The sequence below is a fragment of the Mycobacterium sp. SMC-8 genome, assembly GCF_025263565.1.
Lineage (GTDB): Bacteria > Actinomycetota > Actinomycetes > Mycobacteriales > Mycobacteriaceae > Mycobacterium.
The window spans coordinates 4,349,423-4,372,054 of sequence record NZ_CP079865.1 but is presented as its reverse complement, the minus strand read 5'-3'; the positions used below and the strand labels follow the sequence as shown (position 1 = coordinate 4,372,054).

Here is a 22,632-nt window from a genome sequence, read left to right as displayed (position 1 = left end):
GGATGATAGACAGCATGCACGCCATCGAAGTCGCCGAGATCGGCGGAGCCGAAGTCCTGTCCTTCGTCGAGCGGCCGCAGCCCACCCCTGGGCCGGGGCAGGTGCTGATCAGGGCCGAGGCGATCGGCGTCAACTTCATCGACACCTACTTCCGGTCGGGTCTCTACCCCCGGGAGGTGCCGTTCGTCGTCGGCAACGAGGTGTGCGGCATCATCGAGGCCGTCGGTGAGGGCGTGGCCGCCCTGAACGTCGGCGACCGTGTGGTGACCGACAAATCGCTCGGCGCGTACGCCGAGTACACGCTGGCGCCGGCCGATTTCGTGGCCTACGTGCCCGATGGCGTGGCACCGGAAGTGGCCGCCTCTGCCCTGCTCAAAGGCATGACCGCGCACTACCTGATCAAGTCGACCTACGAGGTGGCGCAAGGCGACGCGCTGCTGATGCACGCCGGCGCGGGCGGGGTCGGGCTGATCCTGACGCAGTGGGCGACCAGCCTGGCGGCGTCGGTGATCACGACGGTGTCGACCCCGAAGAAGGCCGAGCTGTCCCGGCGCGCCGGAGCGGTCGAGGTCCTCGATTACCCCGACGATCCGCAGGCGTTCGGCGCGCGGATCCGCGAACTCACCGACGGCGACGGGGTGGCCGCGGTGTACGACGGGGTCGGCGCGTCGACGTTCGAGGCCAGCCTGGCCAGCCTGGCGGTGCGCGGCACACTGGCCCTGTTCGGTGCGGCCAGTGGGCCCGTTCCCCCGGTCGACCCGCAACGGCTCAATGCGGCCGGATCGGTGTTCCTGACCCGGCCGAACCTCGCGCATTACACCCGGACACCAGACGAATTCTCCTGGCGCGCAGGCGAACTGCTCACCGCCATCGCCGACGGCACTTTGGAGGTCACCGTCAGCCACCGGTATGAGCTGCGGGAGGCCGAGCAGGCCCACCGCGACCTGCAGGGCCGCAAAACAGTCGGTTCGGTAGTTCTGATTCCCTAGACGGGCTCGGCGGCCGGGAAGATCCACGACCCGTCGAGGATCTCCGGTCGCGGCCGGTACAACCGCACCAGGTAGTTCCAGCCCGCCGTGACGGGCAGGTAATTGATCGCGCCTTCGGCGCCGGATTCACCCGATCCCCCGAATTGGATCGTCACGGCACCGTCGGCGTCTGTGACGGCGGTGACGTTGTTCACCGAGTACGCGCCGGCCGGGTTCGGGGTGAAGTAGCCCTCGGCGTTGTAGACCGTGATCGACCAGAACCCGTCCACCGGGACGTCGTCGACGGTGAGCCGGTGCACAGTCTTGCCGTCGTTGGCGTCCGGGTTGACCGTCAGGTACAGCGCGTCACGCTCCGGGTTGCCGCCCCACGCGGCGGCGGCGCCGATCAAGCGGCGCACCGGGTCCACCTCATCTTGGGCGCCGAACATGCCCCGCGTGTCCGGCAGCGTGGCGAACAGGGCGACCAATGCCTCACGTACCGCCTTCTGGCTCACCGGGTCCCAGTTCGGCACTTCGAAGCTGCCGGTCCTCGCCTGATCGACGATGATGCCGTCCTGCAGCGCGTGCACGGCGGCGAGATCGGCCGGATCGCCGGGGTCGACGAGCGTGCGCAACGCGAGCATCACGTACCGGGTCCCGATGCCGGCCCGGTCGAAGCGGTGACTGCCCGAGGTGTAGATCACCGTGGGAACGTAGTGGTCCTGGTTGATCACCTGCAGGGACCGGAACCGGGCACCGGCGTCGGGCAGCGTGACGGTGACGGCTCCGGCGTCCAGATCAAACACGCCGACTGAATACAGCGTGTCCCGGTTCTGGCGCACGACGAGCTGGTTGTCCAGCGGCCCGAAGTCCCGGAAGTGCGTGAAGCGTCCCAGTGCGCCGTCGCCGATGACGTTGCCGAAGTACAGGACGGTCTCGGCGCGGATGAAATTGTCCGGCGAGACGTGCACGGTCACGGTCAGAGGCTGAACAGGGTCGGCAGTGCGAGCGCCGAGTCGACGGCCAGAGCGCAGAACACGACCGCCAGATAGTTGTTCGACTGCAGGAACAGCCTCAGCGGTTTCACCGGTTCACCGCGGCGCACGCCCGCATAGAGCTGGTGTGCCATTGCCAGGAACCAGGTGCCGGCGACGATCGCCACGGCCGCGTACAGCCAGCCGGTGGCCAGCGCCAGTCCGAGCGTGGCCGCGACGGTCAGCCAGGTGTAGATCAGGATGTGCTTGGTGACCTTCTGCTCGGTCGCCACCACCGGCAGCATCGGCACACCGGCCGCCTCGTAGTCCTCCTTGTAGCGCATCGCCAGCGCCCAGGTGTGCGGCGGTGTCCAGAAGAAGATGATCAGGAACATGACCAGCGCGGGCCACTGGATCGTCCCGGTGACCGCGGACCAGCCGATCATCACGGGCATGCAGCCCGCGGCTCCGCCCCACACCACGTTCTGCGATGTGCGGCGCTTGAGCAGCAGTGTGTAGACGAGCACGTAGAACGCGATGGTGGCGCCGGCCAGATGCGCCGAGAGCATGTTGGTGGTCCACCACAGCCAGAAGAACGAGGTGACCGACAACGCCAGTCCGAAGATCAGCGCGTGGCTGCGCGGCACGGTCGCCCGCGCCAGCGCCCGGCGCTCGGTGCGCTTCATCTTCTTGTCGATGTCGGCGTCGGCGACGCAGTTCAGCGTGTTGGCACCCGCCGCGGCCAGCAGACCGCCGACGAGCGTGTTGAAGATCAACAGCGGGTCCACGGTGCCGCGGTGTGCCAGCAGCATCGCCGGGATGGTGGTGACCAGCAGCAGCTCGATCACCCGCGGCTTGGTCAGCCCGATGTAGCCGAGCACGCGGTCACGGAATCGGATCGGTCCCCCGGCGACGTCACCGACGAGGTGGCCTTCGCGAATCCTCACGCAACCAACTCCTCAGGGACAACATCGGGCCGATGCCACAGCGACCATCTACTACAGAGGATGGTAGACCGCCCGGGCCGGAGCCCGAAATTGCAGGGTCCATTTTCACAGGCACCGGGGATGAGATCGATCGTCCGTTCCGCACTAGGGTGGTTGATGCGGTCGACACCCCCGCCAAGCCAAGGAGAGCACGCGTCGTGACCACGATCGAAGAGATCACTTCCCTGACCCGGCCCAACCATCCGGACGACTGGACGGATCTGGATTCGCGGGCGGTGGACACCGTCCGCGTGCTGGCCGCCGATGCGGTGCAGAAGGTCGGCAACGGCCACCCGGGCACCGCGATGAGCCTGGCCCCGTTGGCCTACACGCTGTTCCAGCGGCAGATGCGCCATGACCCGAGCGACGTGCACTGGATCGGCCGCGACCGGTTCATCCTGTCCTGCGGGCACTCCAGCCTGACGCTCTACATCCAGCTCTACCTGGGCGGGTTCGGTCTGGAGCTCTCCGACATCGAGGCGCTGCGGACGTTCAAGTCCAAGACGCCCGGCCACCCGGAGTTCCGCCACACCCCCGGGGTGGAGATCACCACCGGCCCGCTCGGGCAGGGGCTGGCCTCGGCGGTCGGCATGGCGATGGCCGCCCGCTACGAGCGCGGCCTGTTCGACCCCGACGCCGCGCCCGGCACCAGTCCCTTCGACCACTACATCTACGTGATCGCCTCCGACGGCGACATCGAAGAGGGCGTCACCAGTGAGGCGTCCTCGCTGGCCGGCACCCAGCAGCTGGGCAACCTGATCGTGTTCTACGACAAGAACCACATCTCGATCGAGCACGACACCAACATCGCGCTGTCCGAGGACGTCGCGGCCCGGTACCGGGCCTACGGGTGGCACGTCCAGGAGATCGAGGGCGGCGAGAATGTCGTCGGTATCGAGCAGGCGATCGCCGAGGCCAAGAAGGTCACCGACAAGCCGTCGTTCATCTCGATCCGGACCATCATCGGTTATCCGGCGCCGAACAAGATGAACACCGGCGGGGTCCACGGGTCAGCACTCGGAGACGACGAGGTGGCCGAGGTCAAGAAGATCCTGGGTTTCGATCCGGACAAGACGTTCGAGGTCGGCGAGGACGTCATCACCCACACCCGTGAACTGGTGGGCCGCGGCAAACAGGCGCACGAGGCGTGGCAGCGCGAGTTCGACGCGTGGGCGCAGCGCGAGCCGCAGCGCAAGGCGCTGCTCGACCGGCTGACCGCACAGGAACTGCCCGAGGGCTGGGACGCCGATCTGACCTATTGGGAGCCGGGTTCCAAGCCGGTGGCCACCCGGGCGGCGTTCGGGCAGGTGCTCAACGACGTCGCCCCGAAGCTGCCCGAACTGTGGGGCGGCTCGGCGGATCTGGCGGGCAGCAACAACACCACCATCAAGGGCGCCAAGTCCTTCGGCCCGCCGTCGATCTCCACCGCCGACTTCACCGCCGACTGGTACGGCCGGGTGCTGCACTTCGGTGTGCGTGAGCACGCCATGGGCGCGATCCTGTCCGGCATCGTGCTGCACGGGCCCACCCGCGCCTTCGGCGGCACGTTCCTGCAGTTCTCCGATTACATGCGTCCGGCGGTGCGGCTGGCCTCGCTGATGGACATCGACACCATCTATATCTGGACCCATGACTCCGTCGGTCTCGGTGAGGACGGACCCACTCACCAGCCCATCGAGCATCTCGCGGCGCTGCGCGCGATCCCGAACCTGTCGGTGGTGCGGCCCGGCGATCCGAACGAGACGGCCTACGCCTGGCGCAGCATCGTCGCCCGCGGCAACGGCAGCGGCCCGGTCGGTTTCATCCTGACCCGGCAGGGCATCCCGGTGCTGGAGGGCACCGACGCCGACGGGGTGGCACGCGGCGGCTATGTGCTCGGTGGCGGGGACGCCACGAGCGCCGACGTCATCCTGATCGCCACGGGGTCGGAGCTGCAGATCGCCGTCGAGGCCCAGAAGCTGCTCAAGGACAAGGGCACCACCGCCGCCGTGGTCTCGATGCCGTGTGTCGAGTGGTTCGAGAGCCAGCCCAAGGAGTACCGCGACCGCGTGCTTCCGCCGAACGTCTCGGCACGGGTGGCCATCGAGGCGGCGGTGGCGCAGAGTTGGTACAAGCTCGTCGGCGACACCGGCGAGATCATCTCCATCGAGCACTACGGCGAATCCGCCGACGACAAGACGTTGTTCCGCGAGTTCGGTTTCACTCCCGAAGCGGTGGTGGCAGCAGCGGAACGCACCATAGCCAATTGACCGCAACCGCGGTCAAGCCGAACCGACCGCACCGTCGGAACTGAGCAGACACGATGAGGACCTGACATGACCCAGAACCCGAACTTGGCAGCACTGGCCGCAGCAGGTGTGTCGGTGTGGCTCGACGACCTGTCCCGTGACCGGCTGCAGACCGGCAACCTGCAAGAGCTCATCGACACCAGGTCGGTGGTCGGTGTGACCACCAACCCGTCGATCTTCCAGGCCGCGCTGTCGAAGGGCCACGCCTACGACGCGCAGCTGGCCGAGCTCGCCGAACGCGGCGCCGACGTCGACGCCACCATCCGCACGGTCACCACAGATGACGTGCGCAACGCCTGCGACGTGCTGGCCAAGGTCTACGAGGCCTCCGACGGCGTGGACGGCCGGGTCTCCATCGAGGTGGACCCGCGCCTGGCCCATGACACCGACAAGACGATCCTGCAGGCCATCGAACTGTGGAAGATCGTCGACCGGCCGAACCTGCTGATCAAGATCCCCGCCACGATGGCCGGCCTGCCCGCGATCACCGCGGTCATCGCCGAGGGCATCTCGGTCAACGTGACCCTGATCTTCTCGGTGGAACGGCACCGCCTGGTGATGGACGCCTACCTGGCCGGCCTGGAGAAGGCCAAGGAAGCCGGCCACGATCTGTCCCGGATCCATTCGGTCGCCTCGTTCTTCGTGTCCCGGGTGGACACCGAGATCGACAAGCGACTCGAGAAGATCGGCACCGACGAGGCGCTGGCGCTGCGAGGCAAGGCGGGAGTGGCCAACGCCCGGCTGGCCTACGCCGCCTACGAAGAGGTGTTTCTGGGCGGCGACCGCTTCTCGGCGCTGGGGTCGGCCGGAGCCCGGGTTCAGCGCCCGCTGTGGGCATCGACTGGCGTGAAGAACCCCGACTACTCCGACACCCTCTACGTCACCGAGCTCGTCGCCCCGAACACCGTGAACACGATGCCGGAGAAGACGATCGAGGCGTTCGCCGACCACGGCGTGGTCACCGGGGACACCGTCACCGGCCGTGCCGCGGAGTCCCAACAGATCTTCGACCAGCTGGCCGCGGTCGGCATCGACATTCCCGACGTGTTCCGGGTGCTCGAAGAGGAAGGCGTCGAGAAGTTCGAGAAGTCGTGGCAGGAGCTGCTCGAAGCCACCCAAGGTCAGCTCGACAGCGCCAAGGGCTGACCTCCCGATGGCCGAGGCGTGGCGTAACCCGTTGCGGGACAAGCGCGACAAGCGCATGCCCCGAATCCCGGGACCGTGCAGCGTAGTCATCTTCGGGGTGACCGGAGACCTTGCCCGCAAGAAGCTCATGCCGGCGATCTACGACCTCGCCAACCGCGGTCTGCTCCCGCCGTCCTTCGCGCTGGTGGGTTTCGCCCGCAGGGACTGGCAGGACGAGGATTTCGGCCAGGTGGTCTACGAGGCGGTCAAACAGCACGCGCGCACACCGTTCCGGCAGGAGGTCTGGGACCGCCTCGCCGAGGGTTTCCGGTTCGTGCAGGGCACATTCGACGACGACGAGTCGTACGAGCGGCTCAAGGAGACGCTCCAAAAGCTCGATGCCGAACGGGGCACCGGCGGCAACCACGCGTTTTATCTCTCCATACCGCCCAAGGCCTTCCCGGTGGTGTGTGAGCAGCTGCAGAAATCCGGGTTGGCCAGCCAGACGGACGGCAGCTGGAGCCGAGTGGTCATCGAGAAACCATTCGGGCACGACCTCGAGAGCGCCCGTGAGCTCAACGCGGTGGTCAACAGCGTGTTCCCCGAGGAGTCGGTGTTCCGCATCGACCACTACCTCGGCAAGGAGACCGTCCAGAACATCCTGGCGTTGCGGTTCGCCAACGAACTCTACGAGCCCGTGTGGAATTCGCACTACGTCGACCATATCCAGATCACGATGGCCGAGGACATCGGACTGGGCGGCCGCGCAGGGTATTACGACGGGATCGGCGCCGCACGCGATGTCATCCAGAATCACTTGATCCAGCTGCTGGCGCTCACCGCGATGGAGGAGCCGGTCAACTTCAGCCCGCATGAGCTGCAGGCCGAGAAGATCAAGGTGCTCTCGGCGACCCGGCCACTGCAGCCGTTGGGCCAGACCACCGCGCGCGGACAGTACACGGCGGGCTGGCAGGGCAGCGAGAAAGTCCCTGGACTCCTCGAGGAGGAGGGCTTCGCCCACGATTCCACCACCGAGACGTTCGCCGCCATCACACTCGAGGTCGACACCCGGCGCTGGGCCGGCGTGCCGTTCTTCCTGCGCACCGGAAAACGCCTAGCGCGCAGGGTGACCGAGGTCGCGCTGGTGTTCAAGCGGGCCCCGCACCTTCCATTCGACAGCACGATGACCGAAGAGCTGGGCAAGAACGCGCTCGTGCTGCGCATCCAGCCCGACGAGGGCATCACCTTGCGCTTCGGGTCCAAGGTGCCGGGCAGCGCCATGGAGGTGCGGGACGTCAACATGGACTTCTCGTACGGTTCGGCGTTCGCCGAGGACTCCCCCGAAGCCTATGAACGGCTGATCCTCGACGTGTTACTGGGCGAGCCGTCCCTGTTCCCGGTCAACGCCGAGGTCGAATTGTCCTGGCAGATACTCGATCCGGTACTGGAGAACTGGGCTCGAAACGATGAGACATCGGCGAGGCTCGAGCCCTACGAGGCCGGCACCTGGGGCCCGCCGTCGGCGAATGAGGTCGCGCACCGGCTTGGACGGGAATGGAGGCGGCCCTGATCATGATCGTCGAATTGGCCGATACCACCACCAACGAGATCAACAAGAAGATCACCGGGATACGCGAGGAAGGGGGCGCGCTGACCCTCGGCCGGGTGCTGACGCTGGTGATCGTCCCCGACTGCGAGGAATCCCTGGAAGACTCGATCGAAGCGGCCAACTTCGCCAGCCGCGAACACCCGTGCCGCGTCATCGTGACGCTGCCCGGGGACGGCTCAGAAACCCGCCTCGACGCCGAGTTGCGTGTGGGGCGAGACGCCGGAGCCGGCGAGGTCGTGGTGCTGCGCCTGCACGGTGAACTGGCCGAACATGCCGACAGCGTGGTGCTGCCGTTCCTGCTGCCCGATACGCCGGTGGTGGCGTGGTGGCCGGCCACCGCACCGGACGTGCCGTCGCAGGATCCGGTGGGCCGATTGGCGATTCGCCGGATCACAGACGCCACCCGCTCCCCCGAGCCGTTGGGAGCGATCAAGAGCCGGCTGCCCGGGTATGCGCCCGGCGACACCGATATCGCGTGGAGCCGCATCACCTACTGGCGGGCGCTGCTGGCGTCGGCGATCGACGAACCACCGCATGAGCCGATCGAGTCGGCAGTGGTGTCAGGACTTCAATCCGAACCGGCACTCGACATCCTGGCCGGGTGGCTGGCCAGCCGAATCGACGGCGAGGTCACCCGTGCGGTCGGCACCCTGAAGGTCGAACTCCACCGCGCCACGGAGACCGTCACGCTCAGCCGCCCGCAGGAGGGAGTCACGGCGACGTTGAGCCGCACTTCCCGGCCGGTGGCGCTGCTTCCGCTGGGCCGCAGAGACGTGCCGGAGTGTCTGGCCGAAGAACTCCGCAGGCTCGACGCCGACGAGATCTACCGGGAAGCGCTGGCAGGATTGGACAAGGTGATCTACCGATGACGCGGACGATCGAAAGATACTCCGACACAGCGGCTCTGGTGGAAGCTGCCGGTGACCGGCTGGTGGACGCCGTTGCCTCGGCAATCCAGGAACGGGGGTCGGCGCACATCGTCCTGACCGGCGGCGGGACGGGCATCGGCCTACTCAGACGAGTCGGTGAACGCAGCGATGAGATCGACTGGCCGAAAGTTCACATCTACTGGGGCGACGAGAGGTTCGTGCCCCGCGACGACGACGAACGCAACGAGAAGCAGGCCCGGGCGGCGTTGCTCGACCACGTCGACATCCCGGCGGCCAACGTGCACGCGATGGCCGCCAGCGATGGCGAGTTCGGTGACGCGCTGGACGCGGCCGCCGAGGCCTACTCGCAGGTGTTGATCGAGGCCGGTGGTGCCGAGCCCACACCCCCCTTCGACGTGCATCTACTGGGGATGGGCCACGAAGGACACATCAACTCGCTGTTCCCCCACACCGCGGCGGTCAAGGAGACCGAACGGATGGTGGTCGGGGTCCCCGACTCCCCCAAGCCGCCCCCGAAGCGAATCACGTTGACACTCCCGGCGATCACCCGGTCGCGGCAGGTATGGCTGGTGGTGTCCGGCTCCGGTAAGGCCGACGCAGTGGCCGCCGCGATCGGCGGCGCCAAGCCCGTCGACATCCCCGCCGCGGGCGCCGTGGGCCGGGAGGCGACGGTGTGGTTACTCGACGAGGACGCGGCGTCGAAGCTCTGACCCGCGTACGAGAACGGCCAGCACGGCGGCAGCCAGCAGCAGCGCCGGGACGTCACCCCACAGGTGCCCCCTCGAGTGGCTGTCCCGCACGGCCTGCACCGCCATGATCGCGGCGTGCACCACACTCGACCAGACGGCGAACCAGATCAGAGGTGTGTGGGCTTCCGGGCGGCGCGCGGCCAGGCACAGAAACACCCCAAGCACGGCGTACAACCCGACGATCATCATGAAATAGTCCGATTCGTACGGCGCACCGTGGTGCCATGCCCATCCCGACGGCCACACCGCGGCCAGCGGATACAGAAGCAGCATCAACGCGCCGAACACCACGAGCGCGATGCGCAGCAGCCGGTAGTAGGCGGTTGATGTCATCGTGCTCCTGGCGGGACTTGAACCCGCGGCCTGCGTCATGAGGACGCCACTCTCACCGACTGAGTTACAGGAGCGCGCCAACCCGAGTCAGCACGCCGATACTCGGTTCCGGCACCACGCGAGTGGGTGCACAGCACCGGTCTTACCACAAGCGCGGATCCCGGTCCACGGCGTCGGCCATACTGTCGTGATGGCAGACAGAGGTGGCAGACCGGTACGCACCGGACCGGAACGGATCCGCAAACTCGCACAGGCAGCACTGAACGCGGACGTCACCGTCGAGCAGGTTGACACCATCCTCGAGAGCCTTGGCGAAACACTCGAGGATCTGAACAATTCGACCGAGAACCTCGACGCCACCATGGAACGGTTCAACGCCACGATCACCCGTATCGACGAGTTGGCACCACGCCTGATCGCGATGGTCGACCGCATGGAGGGCATCGTCGCCCGCGTCGAGCGGATCGTCGGCATCGGCGAATCCGTGATCACTCCGCTGGCCGTCACCGAACAGATGGTGCGCGGCGCGGTGGACAAGGTGCGCCGCAGCGCCGGGCTTTGATCAGTTAGCCACTGTTGCGCAGCGCGGTGGCCAGCCCGCTCATGGTGAGCAGGATGCCGCGCTGGACGAGTTCGTCCTCGTCGCCGGACCGATAGCGCCGCAGCAACTCCACCTGCAGATGGTTCAACGGCTCGAGGTATGGGAAGCGGTTGAACACCGAGCGTGCCAGCGCCGGGTTGTCGGCGAGCAGGTCGTCATGACCGGTGATGAGCTTGTGCATGCGGATCGTGCGGGCGTGCTCGTCGGCGATCTTGTCGAACACCCGGCGCCGCAATGCCTCGTCCTCGACCAGCTCGGAGTAGTGGGCGGCCAGCCCGAGGTCTGATTTCGCCAGCACCTGCGCCATGTTCGACAGCACGGTCGCGAAGAACGGCCACCGCCGGTACAGGTCCTGCAACACCGCGAGCCGCTCCTGGCTGCCCGGCCCGTCGCCCACATAGTCCTCGAACGCGGTGCCGGTGCCGTACCAGCCCGGCAGCATGACACGCGACTGGCTCCATGCCAGCACCCACGGGATCGCCCGCAGATCCGAGATCGACGTCGTCGGCTTGCGCGACGTGGGGCGACTGCCGATGTTGAGCGCGCCGATCTCGCTGACGGGTGTCGAGGCCTTGAAGTACTCAACGAAACCCGGTGTGTCGTGCACCAGTTCGGCGTACGCGCGCTGAGCGCGCGCCGCGAGATCGTCCAACACCTCGTAGGCGGGACCCGCGGCGTCACCGAGGCCCTCGACGTCGAGCAGGGTGGCTTCGAGTGTGGCGGCCAGTAGCGTCTCCAGGTTTCGGTGTGCGATTCGCGGTTCGGCGTACTTCGCCGCGATCACCTCGCCCTGCTCGGTGAGCCGCAGCGAACCCTGCACCGCACCGGGGGGCTGGGCCAGGATTGCGTCATAGCTGGGTCCGCCACCGCGGCCGACCGTGCCGCCGCGGCCGTGGAAGAGGCGCAACCGGATTCCGGTCTTGCGCGACGATTCGACCAAATCGAGCTCGGCGCGGTACAGCGCCCAGTTCGCCGCCAGGTAGCCGCCGTCCTTGTTGGAGTCCGAGTAGCCGAGCATCACCTCCTGGCTGTCACCGCGCGCGGCGACCACTGCGCGGTACAGCGGAAGGTCAAGTGCCGCTTCGAGAATCGACGCACCCCGCTGGAGGTCATCGATGGTCTCGAACAGCGGCACGATGCCGACCGGGGCGTACGGATGCTCCGACGAGGCATCCAGCAGTCCGGCTTCCTTGAGCAGCAGCGCCGCCTCGAGCATGTCCGACACCGACTCGCACATCGAGATGATGTAGTTGGGCACGGCCTGCGGTCCGAACAGCCGGACGGCTCTGGCCGCGGCGGCCACGATGTCGAGCTCCTTGCGGGCCAGCTCGGACAATTCGGCGTCCGGACCGGTCAACGGTCGGCGGGTCGCCAGTTCGGCGGCCAGGATCTCGACCCGTTGCTGTTCGTCGAGGGCCGTATAGTCGGCGTGCACACCGGCCCACGCCAGCAGCTCGGCGACGACCTCTTCGTGCACGTCGGAGTTCTGCCGCAGATCCAGCCCCGACAGGTGAAAGCCGAACACCCGCACGGCTTCCCGCAGCCGGGCCAGCCTGTCGTCGGCCAGCAGCGCACTGCCGTTGACGCGCAGTGATTGGTCGATCGCATCGAGGTCATCGAGCAGTTCGCCCGGTGCGGAGTAGGGATCCATGCCGAGGTCGAGCTCGTGCTCGGGCTGGCGGTCGAGGATCTGCCGGGCAGTCGCGGTCAGGCGGGCGTGCACGACGCGCAGGGCGCGCCGGTAGGGCTCGTCGGCGCGGGCCGGCTCGTGGCAGGCGTCGGCCAGAGCGGCCAGATGATCGCTGATGTGGACCAGCCGCACCGACATCGACAGTTCCTGTTCGAGCGCGGTGAGCTCCGAGAAGTAGTGCGCGAACGCGGTATGAGCGGCACTGCCGGTGGCCAGCCGGACCACCTCTGCGGTGACGTTCGGGTTGCCGTCGCGGTCCCCGCCGATCCACGAGCCGGGCCGCAGTATCGGCTCCTCCAGGATCCCCGCGTCCGGAAAGCGGGCCTGCAGGGCCGACCGCACCTCAGCGTTCACCTGCGGGATGACCTCCAGGAGCGCGGCCGAGTAGTACCGCAGCCCCGTCTCGATCTCGTCCTGGACCTTCAAGCGGGACAACCGGATCAACGCGGTCTGCCACAACGTCAGGATGTGGCGGCGCAGCTCGCGGTCGACGTCCTTGCCGTCGGGTGTGGTACCGAATCCGTGCAGGCGCAACCGCATCAACTCGGTGATGCGGTGCTGGGTGTCGAACACCGTGCGACGCCTGGTCTCGGTGGGATGAGCGGTGATCACCGGCGACACCAGGGCGCCGACGAGGGCGTCGGCGACGGCCGAGGCGTCCAGATCGGCGTCGTCGAGTTTGCGGTAGGTCGCGGCCAGGCTGCTGTTCTGTGGTGGCTCACCCGCCGCTTCGTGCACGGCCCGGCGACGTTCACGGTGGATGTCCTCGGCGACGTTGGCCAGCAACGCAAAATGAGTGAACGCGCGGATCACCGGGATGGCGAGGTGGACGTCGACGCCGTCGAACATCCGGGCCATGTCGACGCGGTCGATCTCGGAGCGGCGCACCCGGAACGCTTCGACGCGGGCCCGCTCGACGAGATCGAACACGTCGTCGCCGTTCTGCTCACGGACGGTGTCGCCCAGGATCGTGCCCAGCAGCCGGATGTCCTCGCGCATCGGTTCGGTGGCTTCCCGGCCCACCTGGGTGCGCTGCACTGCTCCGATGGGTTCCAGCGCGATGTCGGGTACTTCCGGAGCTTGAGCCATCGGTCGATTATCTCCGCTGCCTGTCACGGCTGCAGAGCGAGCCCCCCGCGTCAGCTGTACTTGATCTGGAGCGCCATCCCGACGATGGACACGATCCAAATACCGGTGACGAACAGCGTCAGGCGGTCGAGGTTCTTCTCCACGACGGTGGAGCCGGACAGGCTGGACTGCACACCGCCACCGAACAGGCTGGACAGACCGCCACCCTTGGCGCGATGCAGCAGTACCAGGAGGACGACCAACACACTGGTCACGACCAGGATGATCTGCAGGGCCAATTGCATAGGGGCCAGACTACCGAAACACGCGCGCGGTCAGGGAAGCGGGCCGCCCGCGGCGATCGCCGACAGTGTGGCGAACTGCTCGCCGTCCAGTGAGGCGCCGCCCACGAGCGCTCCGTCGACGTCGCCCTGACCGACGATCTCGCCGACGTTCTTGGCGTTCACCGAACCGCCGTAGAGCACCCGCACCCCGGCCGCGATCTCAGCGGAGGTCAGATTGCCCAGTTCGTCGCGGATGGCCTTACACACCTCCTGGGCGTCCGCCGCGCTGGCCACCCGTCCGGTCCCGATCGCCCAGACGGGCTCGTAGGCGATGACAGCCTGCCCGATCTGTTCGGCAGACAGCCCGGCCAGCGAGCCGCGTAGCTGGTTGACGTTGTACGAGACGTGGTTGCCCGCCTCGCGAACGTCGAGGTGCTCGCCGATGCAGATGATCGGGATGAGCCCGTGCCTGAACGCCGCCGCCGCCTTGGCGGCCACCAGCGCGTCGTCCTCGTGGTGGTAGGTACGCCGCTCGGAGTGCCCGACCACGACGAATGTGCAGCCCAGCTTCGCCAGGAACGCCCCGCTGATCTCGCCGGTGTAGGCGCCGGAATCATGCTGGGACACATCCTGGGCGCCGTAGGTGAGCCGCAGCTTGTCACCGTCGACCAGCGTCTGCACACTGCGCAGATCGGTGAACGGCGGGAGCACCGTGACATCGACCTTGTCGAAGTACTTGTCCGGCAACGAGAATGCGATCTTCTGCACCAACGCGATCGCCTCGAAGTGGTTCAGGTTCATCTTCCAGTTGCCGGCGATCAGCGGCTTACGGGACACGTCGGTCTCCTAGTTCTCGGGACTTTCGAGGACGGCGATGCCTGGCAACTCTTTGCCCTCAAGGTATTCCAGCGACGCGCCGCCACCGGTGGAAATGTGCGAGAAACCGTCCTCGGGCAAACCGAGCTGGCGCACCGCGGCCGCGGAGTCGCCGCCGCCGACCACGCTGAACGCGCCCTTACCGGTGGCGCCGATGATGGCCTCGGCCACCCCCTTGGTGCCCGCGGCGAAGGCCGGGAACTCGAACACGCCCATCGGGCCGTTCCAAAAGATCGTCTTCGCGTTGGACAGCAACGCGGAGAACCGCCGCACCGACTCCGGGCCGATGTCCAGACCCATCCTGTCGTCCGGGATCTTGTCGGCGGCCACCGTCTGCGGCTCCGAGTCCGCGGCGAACTTCTCGGCGACGACGATGTCGACGGGTAGGTGCAGCACGTCGCCGTAGTCGTCGAGCAGTTTGCGGCAGGTGCCGATCATGCTCTCTTCGAGAAGCGAGCTGCCCACCGAAAGGCCCTGTGCGGCAAGGAAGGTGAAGCACATTCCGCCGCCGATGATCAGGCTGTCGGCCTTGGTCGCGAGGTTCTCGATCACCGCGAGCTTGTCCGACACCTTCGAACCCCCGAGCACCACCGCGTACGGCTTCTCGCCGGCTTCGGTCAGCCGCTGGAGCACCTTGATCTCGGTGCAGACCAGCGTGCCGGCGTAGTGCGGCAACAGCATCGCGACCTCGTAGACCGAGGCCTGCTTGCGGTGCACCACCCCGAACCCGTCTGATACGTAAGCTGCCCCGGACTCTGGGCCGCCGACGAGCTCGACGAGCGCCTTGGCCAGCTCAAGCCGCTCCGCCTCGTCCTTGCTGGTCTCGCGCGGGTCGAAACGGATGTTCTCCAGCAACAGGATGTCGCCGTCGGTCAGCCCTTCCGAACGCGCCAGCGCGTCGCTGCCGACCACGTCGCCGGCCAGCTGGACATGCCTGCCGAGCTTGTCGCTGAGCGCCTTGGCGACCGGCGCGAGGGAGAACTTGGGGTCCGGCTTGCCCTCGGGCCTGCCGAGGTGGGCGGCGACGACGACCTTGGCGCCGGCGTCACTGAGCGCCTTCAGCGTCGGCACCGAGGCGATGATGCGCCCTGGGTCGGTGATTTTGTCGCCGTCCAGCGGGACGTTCAGGTCGGAGCGCACCAACACGCCCCGCCCCGAAACACCCTCGGACAGAAGATCGTCGAGTGACTTGATGCCCATGGCTAGAGGGACTTGCCGACCAGGCCGACCAGATCGACCAGGCGGTTGGAGTAGCCCCACTCGTTGTCGTACCAGGAGACGACCTTGGCCAGGTTGTCGACGACCTTGGTCAGGCCCGCGTCGTACAGCGAGCTGTGCGGGTCGGTGACGATGTCGGTGGAGACGATCGGCGCGTCGTAGTACTTGAGAATCCCCTTCAGCTGCCCTTCCGCCGCGGCCTTCATGGCGGCGTTGATCTCGTCGACGGTGGCCTTCTTGCTCAGTTCGGCGGTGAGGTCGGTGACCGAACCCGTGGGGATCGGCACCCGCAGCGCGTAGCCGTCGAGCTTGCCCTTCAGCTCGGGCAGCACCAGACCGATGGCCTTGGCCGCGCCGGTGGAGGTGGGCACGATGTTGATGGCGGCGGCGCGGGCGCGGCGCAGGTCCTTGTGGGGGCCGTCCTGCAGGTTCTGGTCCTGGGTGTAGGCGTGGACCGTCGTCATCAGGCCCTTGACGATGCCGAACTCGTCGTTGAGGACCTTGGCCAGCGGGCCGAGGCAGTTCGTGGTGCACGAGGCGTTGGAGATGATGTTCTGGCTGCCGTCGTACTTGTCGTCGTTGACGCCGAGCACGATGGTGATGTCCTCGTCGCTGGCCGGCGCGGAGATGATGACCTTCTTGGCGCCCGCGTCCAGGTGGCCCTGCGCCTTGGCGCGGGCGGTGAAGATACCGGTGGACTCGACGACCACGTCGACGCCGAGGTCACCCCAGGGCAGCGCGGCGGGGCCTTCCTTGACCTCGAGGGCCTTGATCTTGTGGTCGCCGACGACAATGGTGTCCTCGCCCTCGAGGCTGACGTCGTAGGGCAGACGGCCCAGGATCGAGTCGAACTTCAGCAGGTGCGCCAGCGTCGCGTTGTCGGTGAGGTCGTTCACCGCGACGATCTCGATGTCGGTGTTCTTGCCCTCGGTCTTCTGCGCATCCAGCGCCCGGAAGAAGTTGCGCCCGATACGGCCGAAGCCGTTCACGCCTACGCGGATCGTCACGTGTGTCTCCTCTGTCCTCTGTGTTTCGGTGAACTGCGGCGTCGACTACTCGAGCAGTCAGCCTAGTGGTTGGCCCCACCACTGCGTGCGGTCGCCCCGGGTCGCGGTCACAGCATCCCCAGGCTCTGGTCGACGTACGGGTTGCCGAGCCACTGCCTGCGGATGCGCTGCAGGGTGCCGTCCTCTTCGAGCTCGGCCTGGGCGACCTGAAGCCGGGCGAGAAGCCGCTGCTCGGCGGGGTTGACCGCGATCGCGATGTCCTCCACCGAGAGGCCGCGCTGCACCATCTCGACCCCGGGTACCTCCTTGACCAGTTCGGCGAGAGCCGGCGCGAGTTTCATCACCGCATCGCAACCGCCGGCCACCAGGTCGGCGATCGCCGCCGTTACCGCGCCGTAGTCGTAGACGCGCACCCGGTCGGCCTTGCCGTCCCCCACCAGCCGCTGCGCGATCGCCTCGCTGGTGTTGCCGCGCTGCACGCCGATGGTCAATCCGGTGAGGTCGTCGACGGAGTGCACGTGCGGCAGCCGAGCGGTGTCGACGGCCAGCCCCTGCCCGGAGATCAGGTAGGGCGGCAGGAACGCCACCTTGCTCTCGCGCTCGGGGGTGACGGTGGTGCCTGCGATGACGCAGTCGTACTCACCGGCGGCAAGCCGGTCGAAGATCCCGTCGAGGTCAGCACCGTCGTAGGCGACGAACTCGACGTCCTCGGCGATCGCCGCCGCCAGCGCGGTCATCATCTCGACGTCGAGGCCGGACCGGCCCGGCATGGAGTTGAACGGTGGTTCCGGATAGGCCACCCCCACCCGCACGGCGGCCCCCACGGGTCAGGCGTCCTCGAGCAGATCCGGCGTGACGGCCGACTCGGTGTCCGGGATCCCGTCCTGTTTGGCCTTGCGGTCGGCCATCGAGAGCAGCCGCCGGATACGGCCTGCCACAGCGTCTTTGGTCATCGGCGGGTCGGCCAGCCGGCCCAGCTCCTCCAGGGAGGCCTGCCGATGGGCGACGCGCAGGCTACCCGCGGCGGCGAGGTGGTCGGGCACGGAGTCCCCGAGGATCTCCAGCGCGCGTTCCACCCGTGCGGCGGCCGCGACGGCGGCGCGGGCCGAGCGTCGCAGGTTGGCGTCGTCGAAGTTGGCAAGCCGGTTCGCGGTGGCCCGCACCTCGCGGCGCATCCGCCGCTCCTCCCAGGTCAGCCGGGTGTCCTGGGCGCCCATTCGGGTCAGCAGCGCACCGATGGCCTCGCCGTCGCGAACCACGACCCGGTCACTGCCGCGCACCTCGCGGGCTTTGGCGCTGACACCGAGGCGCCGCGCGGCTCCCACCAGCGCCAGTGCCGCCTCCGGTCCGGGGCAGCTGACCTCCAGCGCCGACGAGCGGCCCGGCTCGGTGAGCGAGCCGTGCGCGAGAAACGCTCCGCGCCAAGCAGCTTCGGCATCGGCGACGCTGCCGCCGACCACCTGGGCCGGCAGGCCGCGGACCGGGCGGCCGCGCAGGTCGAGCAGGCCGGTCTGCCTCGCCAGCGCCTCCCCGTCCTTGGCCACCCGCACCACGTAGCGGGTGCTCTTGCGGATGCCGCTCGCGGACAGCACGTGCACCACGGCGTTGTAGCCGTACAGGTCGTAGATGTCCTTGCGCAGCCGCCGGGCGATGATGCCGAGATCGACCTCGGCTTCGACGACGACGCGGCCGGACACGATGTGCAGACCGCCGGCGAATCGCAGCAGCGAGGCCACCTCGGCGCGGCGGGCACTCACAGAGTTGACCACCAACCGGCTCAGTTCGTCTTTGACCTCGGCTGTCATCGCCACGGGTCGTCACCTCTCGGTCCGTTCGCTGTCGGCGTGGGCATGGTCGGGTGCTGGAACCCCTGGTGCGTGCCATCGGACGCCGTGCCGCGCGTGCGAACCCCCTCCAGCGCCGCGGCCAGCCTCGCCGGGTCATGTAAAGGTGTACCAGGTCGGGAAACGTCAGCAAACTCAACGTTCGCGTCGAGGATGGTGGCGGTGCGGCGCAGCTGGTCGCGCTCGCGGTCACTCGGGACGCGCGCCGAGTCGACGACGATGTCGTGCACCGTGAAACCCGGCGCGTGCTGGGCCAACACGTGGATGTGACGCTCGACCGAGAAACCGGCGGTCTCCCCCGGTTCGGCGACCAGGTTCAGCACCAGCGCGCGGCGAGCCGTGGTCGCCTTCAGCGCCGCGGCCAGCTGAGGCACCAGCACGTGCGGGATCACGCTGGTGAACCACGACCCCGGGCCGAGCACCACCAGGTCGGCGTTCATGATCGCGTCGACGGCCTGATGGGTGGCGGGCGGATCGTTGGGCAGCAGCCGCACCCGGCGCACCTTGCCCACCGTGGTGGCGATCGCGACCTGGCCGCGGATCGAGCGGCTGACGCGCGGGTCGGAGTCCAGGCCGACCACATCGGCCTCGATGCCCAGACCGACCGGACACATCGGCAGCACCCGGCCCTTGACGCCGAGGATGCGGCCCAGCTCATCGAGAGCAGCGACGGGATCGGCGAGCACCTCGTTGAGGCCGGCGAGCATCAGGTTCCCGATGGGATGCCCGGCCAGCGCCCCGCTGCCACCGAACCGGTGCTGGATGATGGTGGCCCACAGCCGGCCGTGCGGGCTGTCGGATGCCAACGCCGCCAGCGCCATTCGCAGGTCACCAGGGGGCACGACATCCAGCTCGCTACGCAGCCGGCCGGACGAGCCTCCGTCGTCGGCGACGGTGACGACCGCCGTCACGTGGGGGGTGAGCCTGCGCGCCGCCGACAGCGTGGCGTAGAGGCCGTGGCCTCCGCCGAGCGCGACGATGCGCGGGCTCATCTGTCCTCCTCGCGTGCGGGGGGGGGTGAAGCTCATTCGCGCCCCAGATCACGATGCAGCACCCGCACCGTCAGGTCGGCGTCATGGAGCCGTTCTGCCAACGCCTCGGCCATCGCGACGCTGCGGTGCTTGCCCCCGGTGCACCCGATCGCGACGGTCATGTAGCGCTTTCCCTCCCGGCGGTAGCCGTCGATCACAACGTCCAACAGCTGATGGTAGGAGTCGAGGAACTCCACGGCGCCGTTCTGGCCGAGCACATAATCACGGACCTCCTGGTGCTGGCCGGTGTGCGGCCGGAGTCGGTCCACCCAGTGCGGGTTGGGCAGGAACCGGACGTCCATCACGGTGTCGGCGTCCATCGGCAGCCCGTATTTGTACCCGAAGGACTCGACCGTCACGTTGGTGTGGGCGACGGTCTCACCGGCGAAGGCCCGTTCGATGCTGTCGCGCAGTGCGTGCACCGACAGCGACGAGGTGTCGATCACCAGGTCTGCGGAGGCCCGTACCGGGGCCAGCATCGCCCGCTCGGCGGCGATGCCCTCGGCCAGCGTCTGGTTGCCCTGCAGTGGGTGACTGCGCCGGTTCTGCTCGTAGCGACGGACCAGGATGTCATCGGACGCCTCCAGGAACAACACGCGCGGCACGATGCCGCGGGTACCCAGTTCGCTGCGCACCCAGTCCAGGTCGCCGGTGAAGCCGCGTGACCGCACGTCCATCACGACCGCGAGCTGGGTGATCCGCGAGCCGGCCGCCAGCCCGAGGTCGACCATCCTCGCGATCAACTCCGGCGGCAGGTTGTCGGCCACGTACCAACCGAGATCCTCCAGCACCTTGGCCGCCGTGCCGCGGCCGGCGCCGGACAGGCCCGTGACGAGGACGACGTCGATCCCCGTGTCGGCCCCGCCGTCGACGGGCGCTGTCTCGAGGCCCCTCTCGTCGCCGGCGCGGCCGGCTCCCCCACGCAGTTCCCCGTGCATGCCCTGCTCTGTCATCCCGATACCCTGCTCTGATCATTGCCGATGTCCGTGGTCGGCGCGTCGGAATCGACCGCAGCCGCCGTCGGCACATCGGCGCCGAGTGCCTCCAGGACCGCCCGTGCGGTCGCCGCGCCGATGCCCGGCACCGCCGTGATCTCCTCGATGCCGGCCTGCTTGAGCCGCGCCACCGACCCGAAGTGGGTGACCAAGGCCTTGCGGCGGTGCTCGCCGAGCCCCCGCACCGAATCGAGCGCCGACGCCGTCATCCGCTTGGACCGCTTGCTGCGGTGATAGGAGATCGCGAACCGGTGCGCCTCGTCGCGGACCCGCTGCAGCAGATACAGGCCGTCGCTGTTGCGCGGCATGATCACCGGGTCGGGCTCTGACGGCACCCAGACCTCTTCGAGCCGTTTGGCCAGGCCGATCACCGCGACGTCGGTGATCCCCAGTTCGTCGAGGACCGCCTGGGCGGCGTTGACCTGGGGGGCGCCGCCGTCGACGACGAACAGGTTGGGCGGATAAGCGAATCTCGCCGGACGCCCGCTCGCGCGAGGATCTTCTGCCCGGTGGCCTTCCGGTGCCGCTTCGGCGGCGACAGTGGCTGCGGTTGTCGTGTGGTCACCGGTTTTCACGGTGTCTTTCAGGTGACGGTGGAACCGCCGGCGGGTCACCTCGGCGATGGAGGCGACGTCGTCGGACCGGCCGTCGCCCGCAGCCTCGCGGATCGCGAAGTGGCGGTAGTCGGACTTGCGCGGCAGCCCGTCCTCGAACACCACCAGCGAGGCCACCACATCGGTGCCCTGCACATGGCTGATGTCGACGCACTCGATCCGCAGCGGCGCCTCCGCCAACCCCAGTGCGTCCTGAATGCTCTGTAACGCAGCGCTTCTGGCGGTGAAGTCGCCCGCCCGCTTGAGCTTGTGCTGGTTCAGCGCCCCTTCGGCGTTGCGCTTGACCGTCTCGGCGAGCGCCCGTTTGTCGCCGCGCCGCGGCACCCGGAGTGAGACCCGGGACCCCCGCAGCTGCGACAGCCAGGTCTCCAACTCGGCCGCGGTGTCGGGCAGCACCGGGACCAGCACCTCTTTGGGTATCGGGGTGGTCGCCTCGTCCCCGCCGCCGTCGCTGGCCCCGTCGAGCTCGGCCTGGTCGCCGTAGAACTGGGTGAGGAACTGCTCGACAAGGTACTCGTGCGTGGATTCGCCCGGCTCACCGGACTTTTCGATGATCCAGCCCCGCTGACCTCGGACCCGGCCACCGCGCACGTGGAACACCTGGACGGCGGCTTCGAGCTCATCGTCGGCGAACGCGACGACGTCGGCGTCGGTGCCGTCGCCGAACACCACGGTCTGCTTTTCCATGGCCCGACGCATCGCGCCGATGTTGTCCCGCAGCCGGGCGGCCCGCTCGAAGTCCAGCTCCTCGGCCGCGGCGTTCATCTGCTGTTGCATCTCGCGGATCAGCCGGTCGGTCTTGCCGGCCAGGAAGTCGCAGAAGTCCAGCACGATGCGCCGATGTTCCTCGGCGCTGACCCTGCCCACGCACGGCGCGGAGCACTTGTCGATGTACCCGAGCAGACAGGGCCGGTCAATCTGACTGTGCCGCTTGAACACTCCGTTCGAGCAGGTGCGGGCCGGGAACACCCGGGTCAGCAGGTCGAGGGTCTCGCGGATGGCCCACGCATGCGAGTAGGGCCCGAAGTAACGCACACCCTTGCGGCGCGGACCGCGGTACACCTGCAGCCGCGGATACTCCTCATTGAGGGTGACCGCCAGCACCGGGTAGGACTTGTCGTCGCGGTAGCGGATGTTGAACCGCGGGTCGAACTCCTTGATCCAGTTGTATTCGAGCTGGAGCGCCTCGACCTCGGTGCTGACGACCGTCCACTCCACGCTGGCCGCGGTCATCACCATCTGCCGGGTCCGCGGAGCCAGGCTCGACAGATCGGCGAAGTAGGAGTTCAGGCGGCTGCGCAGGCTCTTGGCCTTGCCGACATAGATGACCCGGCCGCGCGGGTCGCGAAATCGGTAAACCCCCGGTTCGTCAGGTATCGACCCGGGAGCGGGTCGGTACGTCGCTGGATCGGGCACGCCCCCAGGTTACTGCCGGGCCCTGACGCGTCGACGCCACCACCATGGCCGGAACCGCGGCTGCCT

20 protein-coding genes are annotated in these 22,632 nt (G+C 68.0%); 7 read left to right on the top strand and 13 right to left on the bottom strand.

Features of this window, described 5'->3' with window-relative positions; translation table 11 throughout:
- The first annotated feature begins 14 nt into the window (after nucleotides 1–14).
- On the top strand, nucleotides 15–989 hold the full coding sequence (locus KXD97_RS21205; RefSeq protein WP_260752175.1) for a quinone oxidoreductase: 975 nt from the start codon (nucleotides 15–17) through the stop codon (nucleotides 987–989).
- Here KXD97_RS21205 and KXD97_RS21200 read toward each other — a convergent pair.
- Entirely contained in the window at nucleotides 986–1,945 is a 960-nt protein-coding gene (locus tag KXD97_RS21200) for a DUF1214 domain-containing protein (RefSeq protein ID WP_260752174.1), read from the bottom strand. The genes KXD97_RS21205 and KXD97_RS21200 overlap by 4 nt on opposite strands.
- A gap of 2 nt (nucleotides 1,946–1,947) precedes the next feature.
- On the bottom strand, nucleotides 1,948–2,841 hold the full coding sequence (locus KXD97_RS21195; protein WP_260758091.1) for a heme o synthase: 894 nt from the start codon (nucleotides 2,839–2,841) through the stop codon (nucleotides 1,948–1,950).
- Between the two features lie 245 nt (nucleotides 2,842–3,086).
- Between KXD97_RS21195 and tkt the strand changes: the two genes are divergently transcribed.
- From tkt to pgl, 5 genes are all read left to right on the top strand, one after another.
- The gene (gene tkt / locus KXD97_RS21190; RefSeq protein ID WP_260752172.1) at nucleotides 3,087–5,177 is read left to right on the top strand and encodes a transketolase; all 2,091 of its coding nucleotides are present in this window, start codon (nucleotides 3,087–3,089) and stop codon (nucleotides 5,175–5,177) included.
- A 66-nt stretch (nucleotides 5,178–5,243) separates the two neighbouring features.
- A complete protein-coding gene (tal, locus tag KXD97_RS21185; RefSeq protein ID WP_260752171.1) occupies nucleotides 5,244–6,362 on the top strand; it encodes a transaldolase in 1,119 nt (372 codons plus the stop codon).
- Between the two features lie 7 nt (nucleotides 6,363–6,369).
- Nucleotides 6,370–7,911 carry a glucose-6-phosphate dehydrogenase gene (gene zwf, locus KXD97_RS21180; protein ID WP_260752170.1) on the top strand — a complete coding sequence of 514 codons (1,542 nt, stop codon included), beginning with the start codon at nucleotides 6,370–6,372 and terminating at the stop codon, nucleotides 7,909–7,911.
- 2 nt (nucleotides 7,912–7,913) lie between these two features.
- Nucleotides 7,914–8,819: a glucose-6-phosphate dehydrogenase assembly protein OpcA gene (opcA, locus tag KXD97_RS21175; RefSeq protein ID WP_260752169.1), complete on the top strand. Its 906-nt coding sequence runs from the start codon at nucleotides 7,914–7,916 to the stop codon at nucleotides 8,817–8,819.
- Nucleotides 8,816–9,550: a 6-phosphogluconolactonase gene (gene pgl / locus KXD97_RS21170; protein WP_260752168.1), complete on the top strand. Its 735-nt coding sequence runs from the start codon at nucleotides 8,816–8,818 to the stop codon at nucleotides 9,548–9,550. The genes opcA and pgl overlap by 4 nt, the downstream gene beginning before the upstream one ends.
- Here pgl and KXD97_RS21165 read toward each other — a convergent pair.
- On the bottom strand, nucleotides 9,518–9,922 hold the full coding sequence (locus KXD97_RS21165) for a DUF6632 domain-containing protein (protein ID WP_260752167.1): 405 nt from the start codon (nucleotides 9,920–9,922) through the stop codon (nucleotides 9,518–9,520). The genes pgl and KXD97_RS21165 overlap by 33 nt on opposite strands.
- A 190-nt stretch (nucleotides 9,923–10,112) precedes the next feature.
- On the opposite strand from KXD97_RS21165, the gene KXD97_RS21160 reads away from it, so the two are divergent.
- On the top strand, nucleotides 10,113–10,484 hold the full coding sequence (locus tag KXD97_RS21160) for an ATPase (RefSeq protein ID WP_260752166.1): 372 nt from the start codon (nucleotides 10,113–10,115) through the stop codon (nucleotides 10,482–10,484).
- A 4-nt stretch (nucleotides 10,485–10,488) separates the two neighbouring features.
- On the opposite strand, the gene ppc is transcribed toward KXD97_RS21160, so the two are convergent.
- The 10 genes from ppc to uvrC all read right to left on the bottom strand — a co-directional run bounded on the left by ppc (nucleotide 10,489) and on the right by uvrC (nucleotide 22,566).
- Nucleotides 10,489–13,302: a phosphoenolpyruvate carboxylase gene (ppc, locus tag KXD97_RS21155; protein WP_260752165.1), complete on the bottom strand. Its 2,814-nt coding sequence runs from the start codon at nucleotides 13,300–13,302 to the stop codon at nucleotides 10,489–10,491.
- Between the two features lie 50 nt (nucleotides 13,303–13,352).
- Nucleotides 13,353–13,586: a preprotein translocase subunit SecG gene (gene secG, locus KXD97_RS21150; RefSeq protein ID WP_003932081.1), complete on the bottom strand. Its 234-nt coding sequence runs from the start codon at nucleotides 13,584–13,586 to the stop codon at nucleotides 13,353–13,355.
- Nucleotides 13,587–13,616: 30 nt separating this feature from the next.
- Nucleotides 13,617–14,402, bottom strand: coding sequence for a triose-phosphate isomerase (tpiA, locus tag KXD97_RS21145; RefSeq protein ID WP_260752164.1), 786 nt, complete (start codon nucleotides 14,400–14,402; stop codon nucleotides 13,617–13,619).
- A 9-nt stretch (nucleotides 14,403–14,411) separates the two neighbouring features.
- Entirely contained in the window at nucleotides 14,412–15,641 is a 1,230-nt protein-coding gene (locus tag KXD97_RS21140) for a phosphoglycerate kinase (protein ID WP_260752163.1), read from the bottom strand.
- Between the two features lie 2 nt (nucleotides 15,642–15,643).
- Nucleotides 15,644–16,666 carry a type I glyceraldehyde-3-phosphate dehydrogenase gene (gene gap / locus KXD97_RS21135; protein WP_260752162.1) on the bottom strand — a complete coding sequence of 341 codons (1,023 nt, stop codon included), beginning with the start codon at nucleotides 16,664–16,666 and terminating at the stop codon, nucleotides 15,644–15,646.
- A gap of 107 nt (nucleotides 16,667–16,773) precedes the next feature.
- On the bottom strand, nucleotides 16,774–17,490 hold the full coding sequence (locus KXD97_RS21130) for an ABC transporter substrate-binding protein (RefSeq protein WP_260752161.1): 717 nt from the start codon (nucleotides 17,488–17,490) through the stop codon (nucleotides 16,774–16,776).
- Nucleotides 17,491–17,493: 3 nt separating this feature from the next.
- The gene (gene whiA, locus KXD97_RS21125; protein ID WP_260758090.1) at nucleotides 17,494–18,471 is read right to left on the bottom strand and encodes a DNA-binding protein WhiA; all 978 of its coding nucleotides are present in this window, start codon (nucleotides 18,469–18,471) and stop codon (nucleotides 17,494–17,496) included.
- Nucleotides 18,468–19,502 carry a uridine diphosphate-N-acetylglucosamine-binding protein YvcK gene (gene yvcK / locus KXD97_RS21120; protein ID WP_260752160.1) on the bottom strand — a complete coding sequence of 345 codons (1,035 nt, stop codon included), beginning with the start codon at nucleotides 19,500–19,502 and terminating at the stop codon, nucleotides 18,468–18,470. Before yvcK ends, whiA begins: the two co-directional genes overlap by 4 nt.
- A gap of 32 nt (nucleotides 19,503–19,534) precedes the next feature.
- Nucleotides 19,535–20,494, bottom strand: coding sequence for an RNase adapter RapZ (rapZ, locus tag KXD97_RS21115; protein WP_260752159.1), 960 nt, complete (start codon nucleotides 20,492–20,494; stop codon nucleotides 19,535–19,537).
- Complete coding sequence (gene uvrC, locus KXD97_RS21110; protein WP_260752158.1) at nucleotides 20,491–22,566, bottom strand: excinuclease ABC subunit UvrC; 2,076 nt, start codon at nucleotides 22,564–22,566, stop codon at nucleotides 20,491–20,493. The genes rapZ and uvrC overlap by 4 nt, the downstream gene beginning before the upstream one ends.
- Nucleotides 22,567–22,632: the final 66 nt, after the last annotated feature.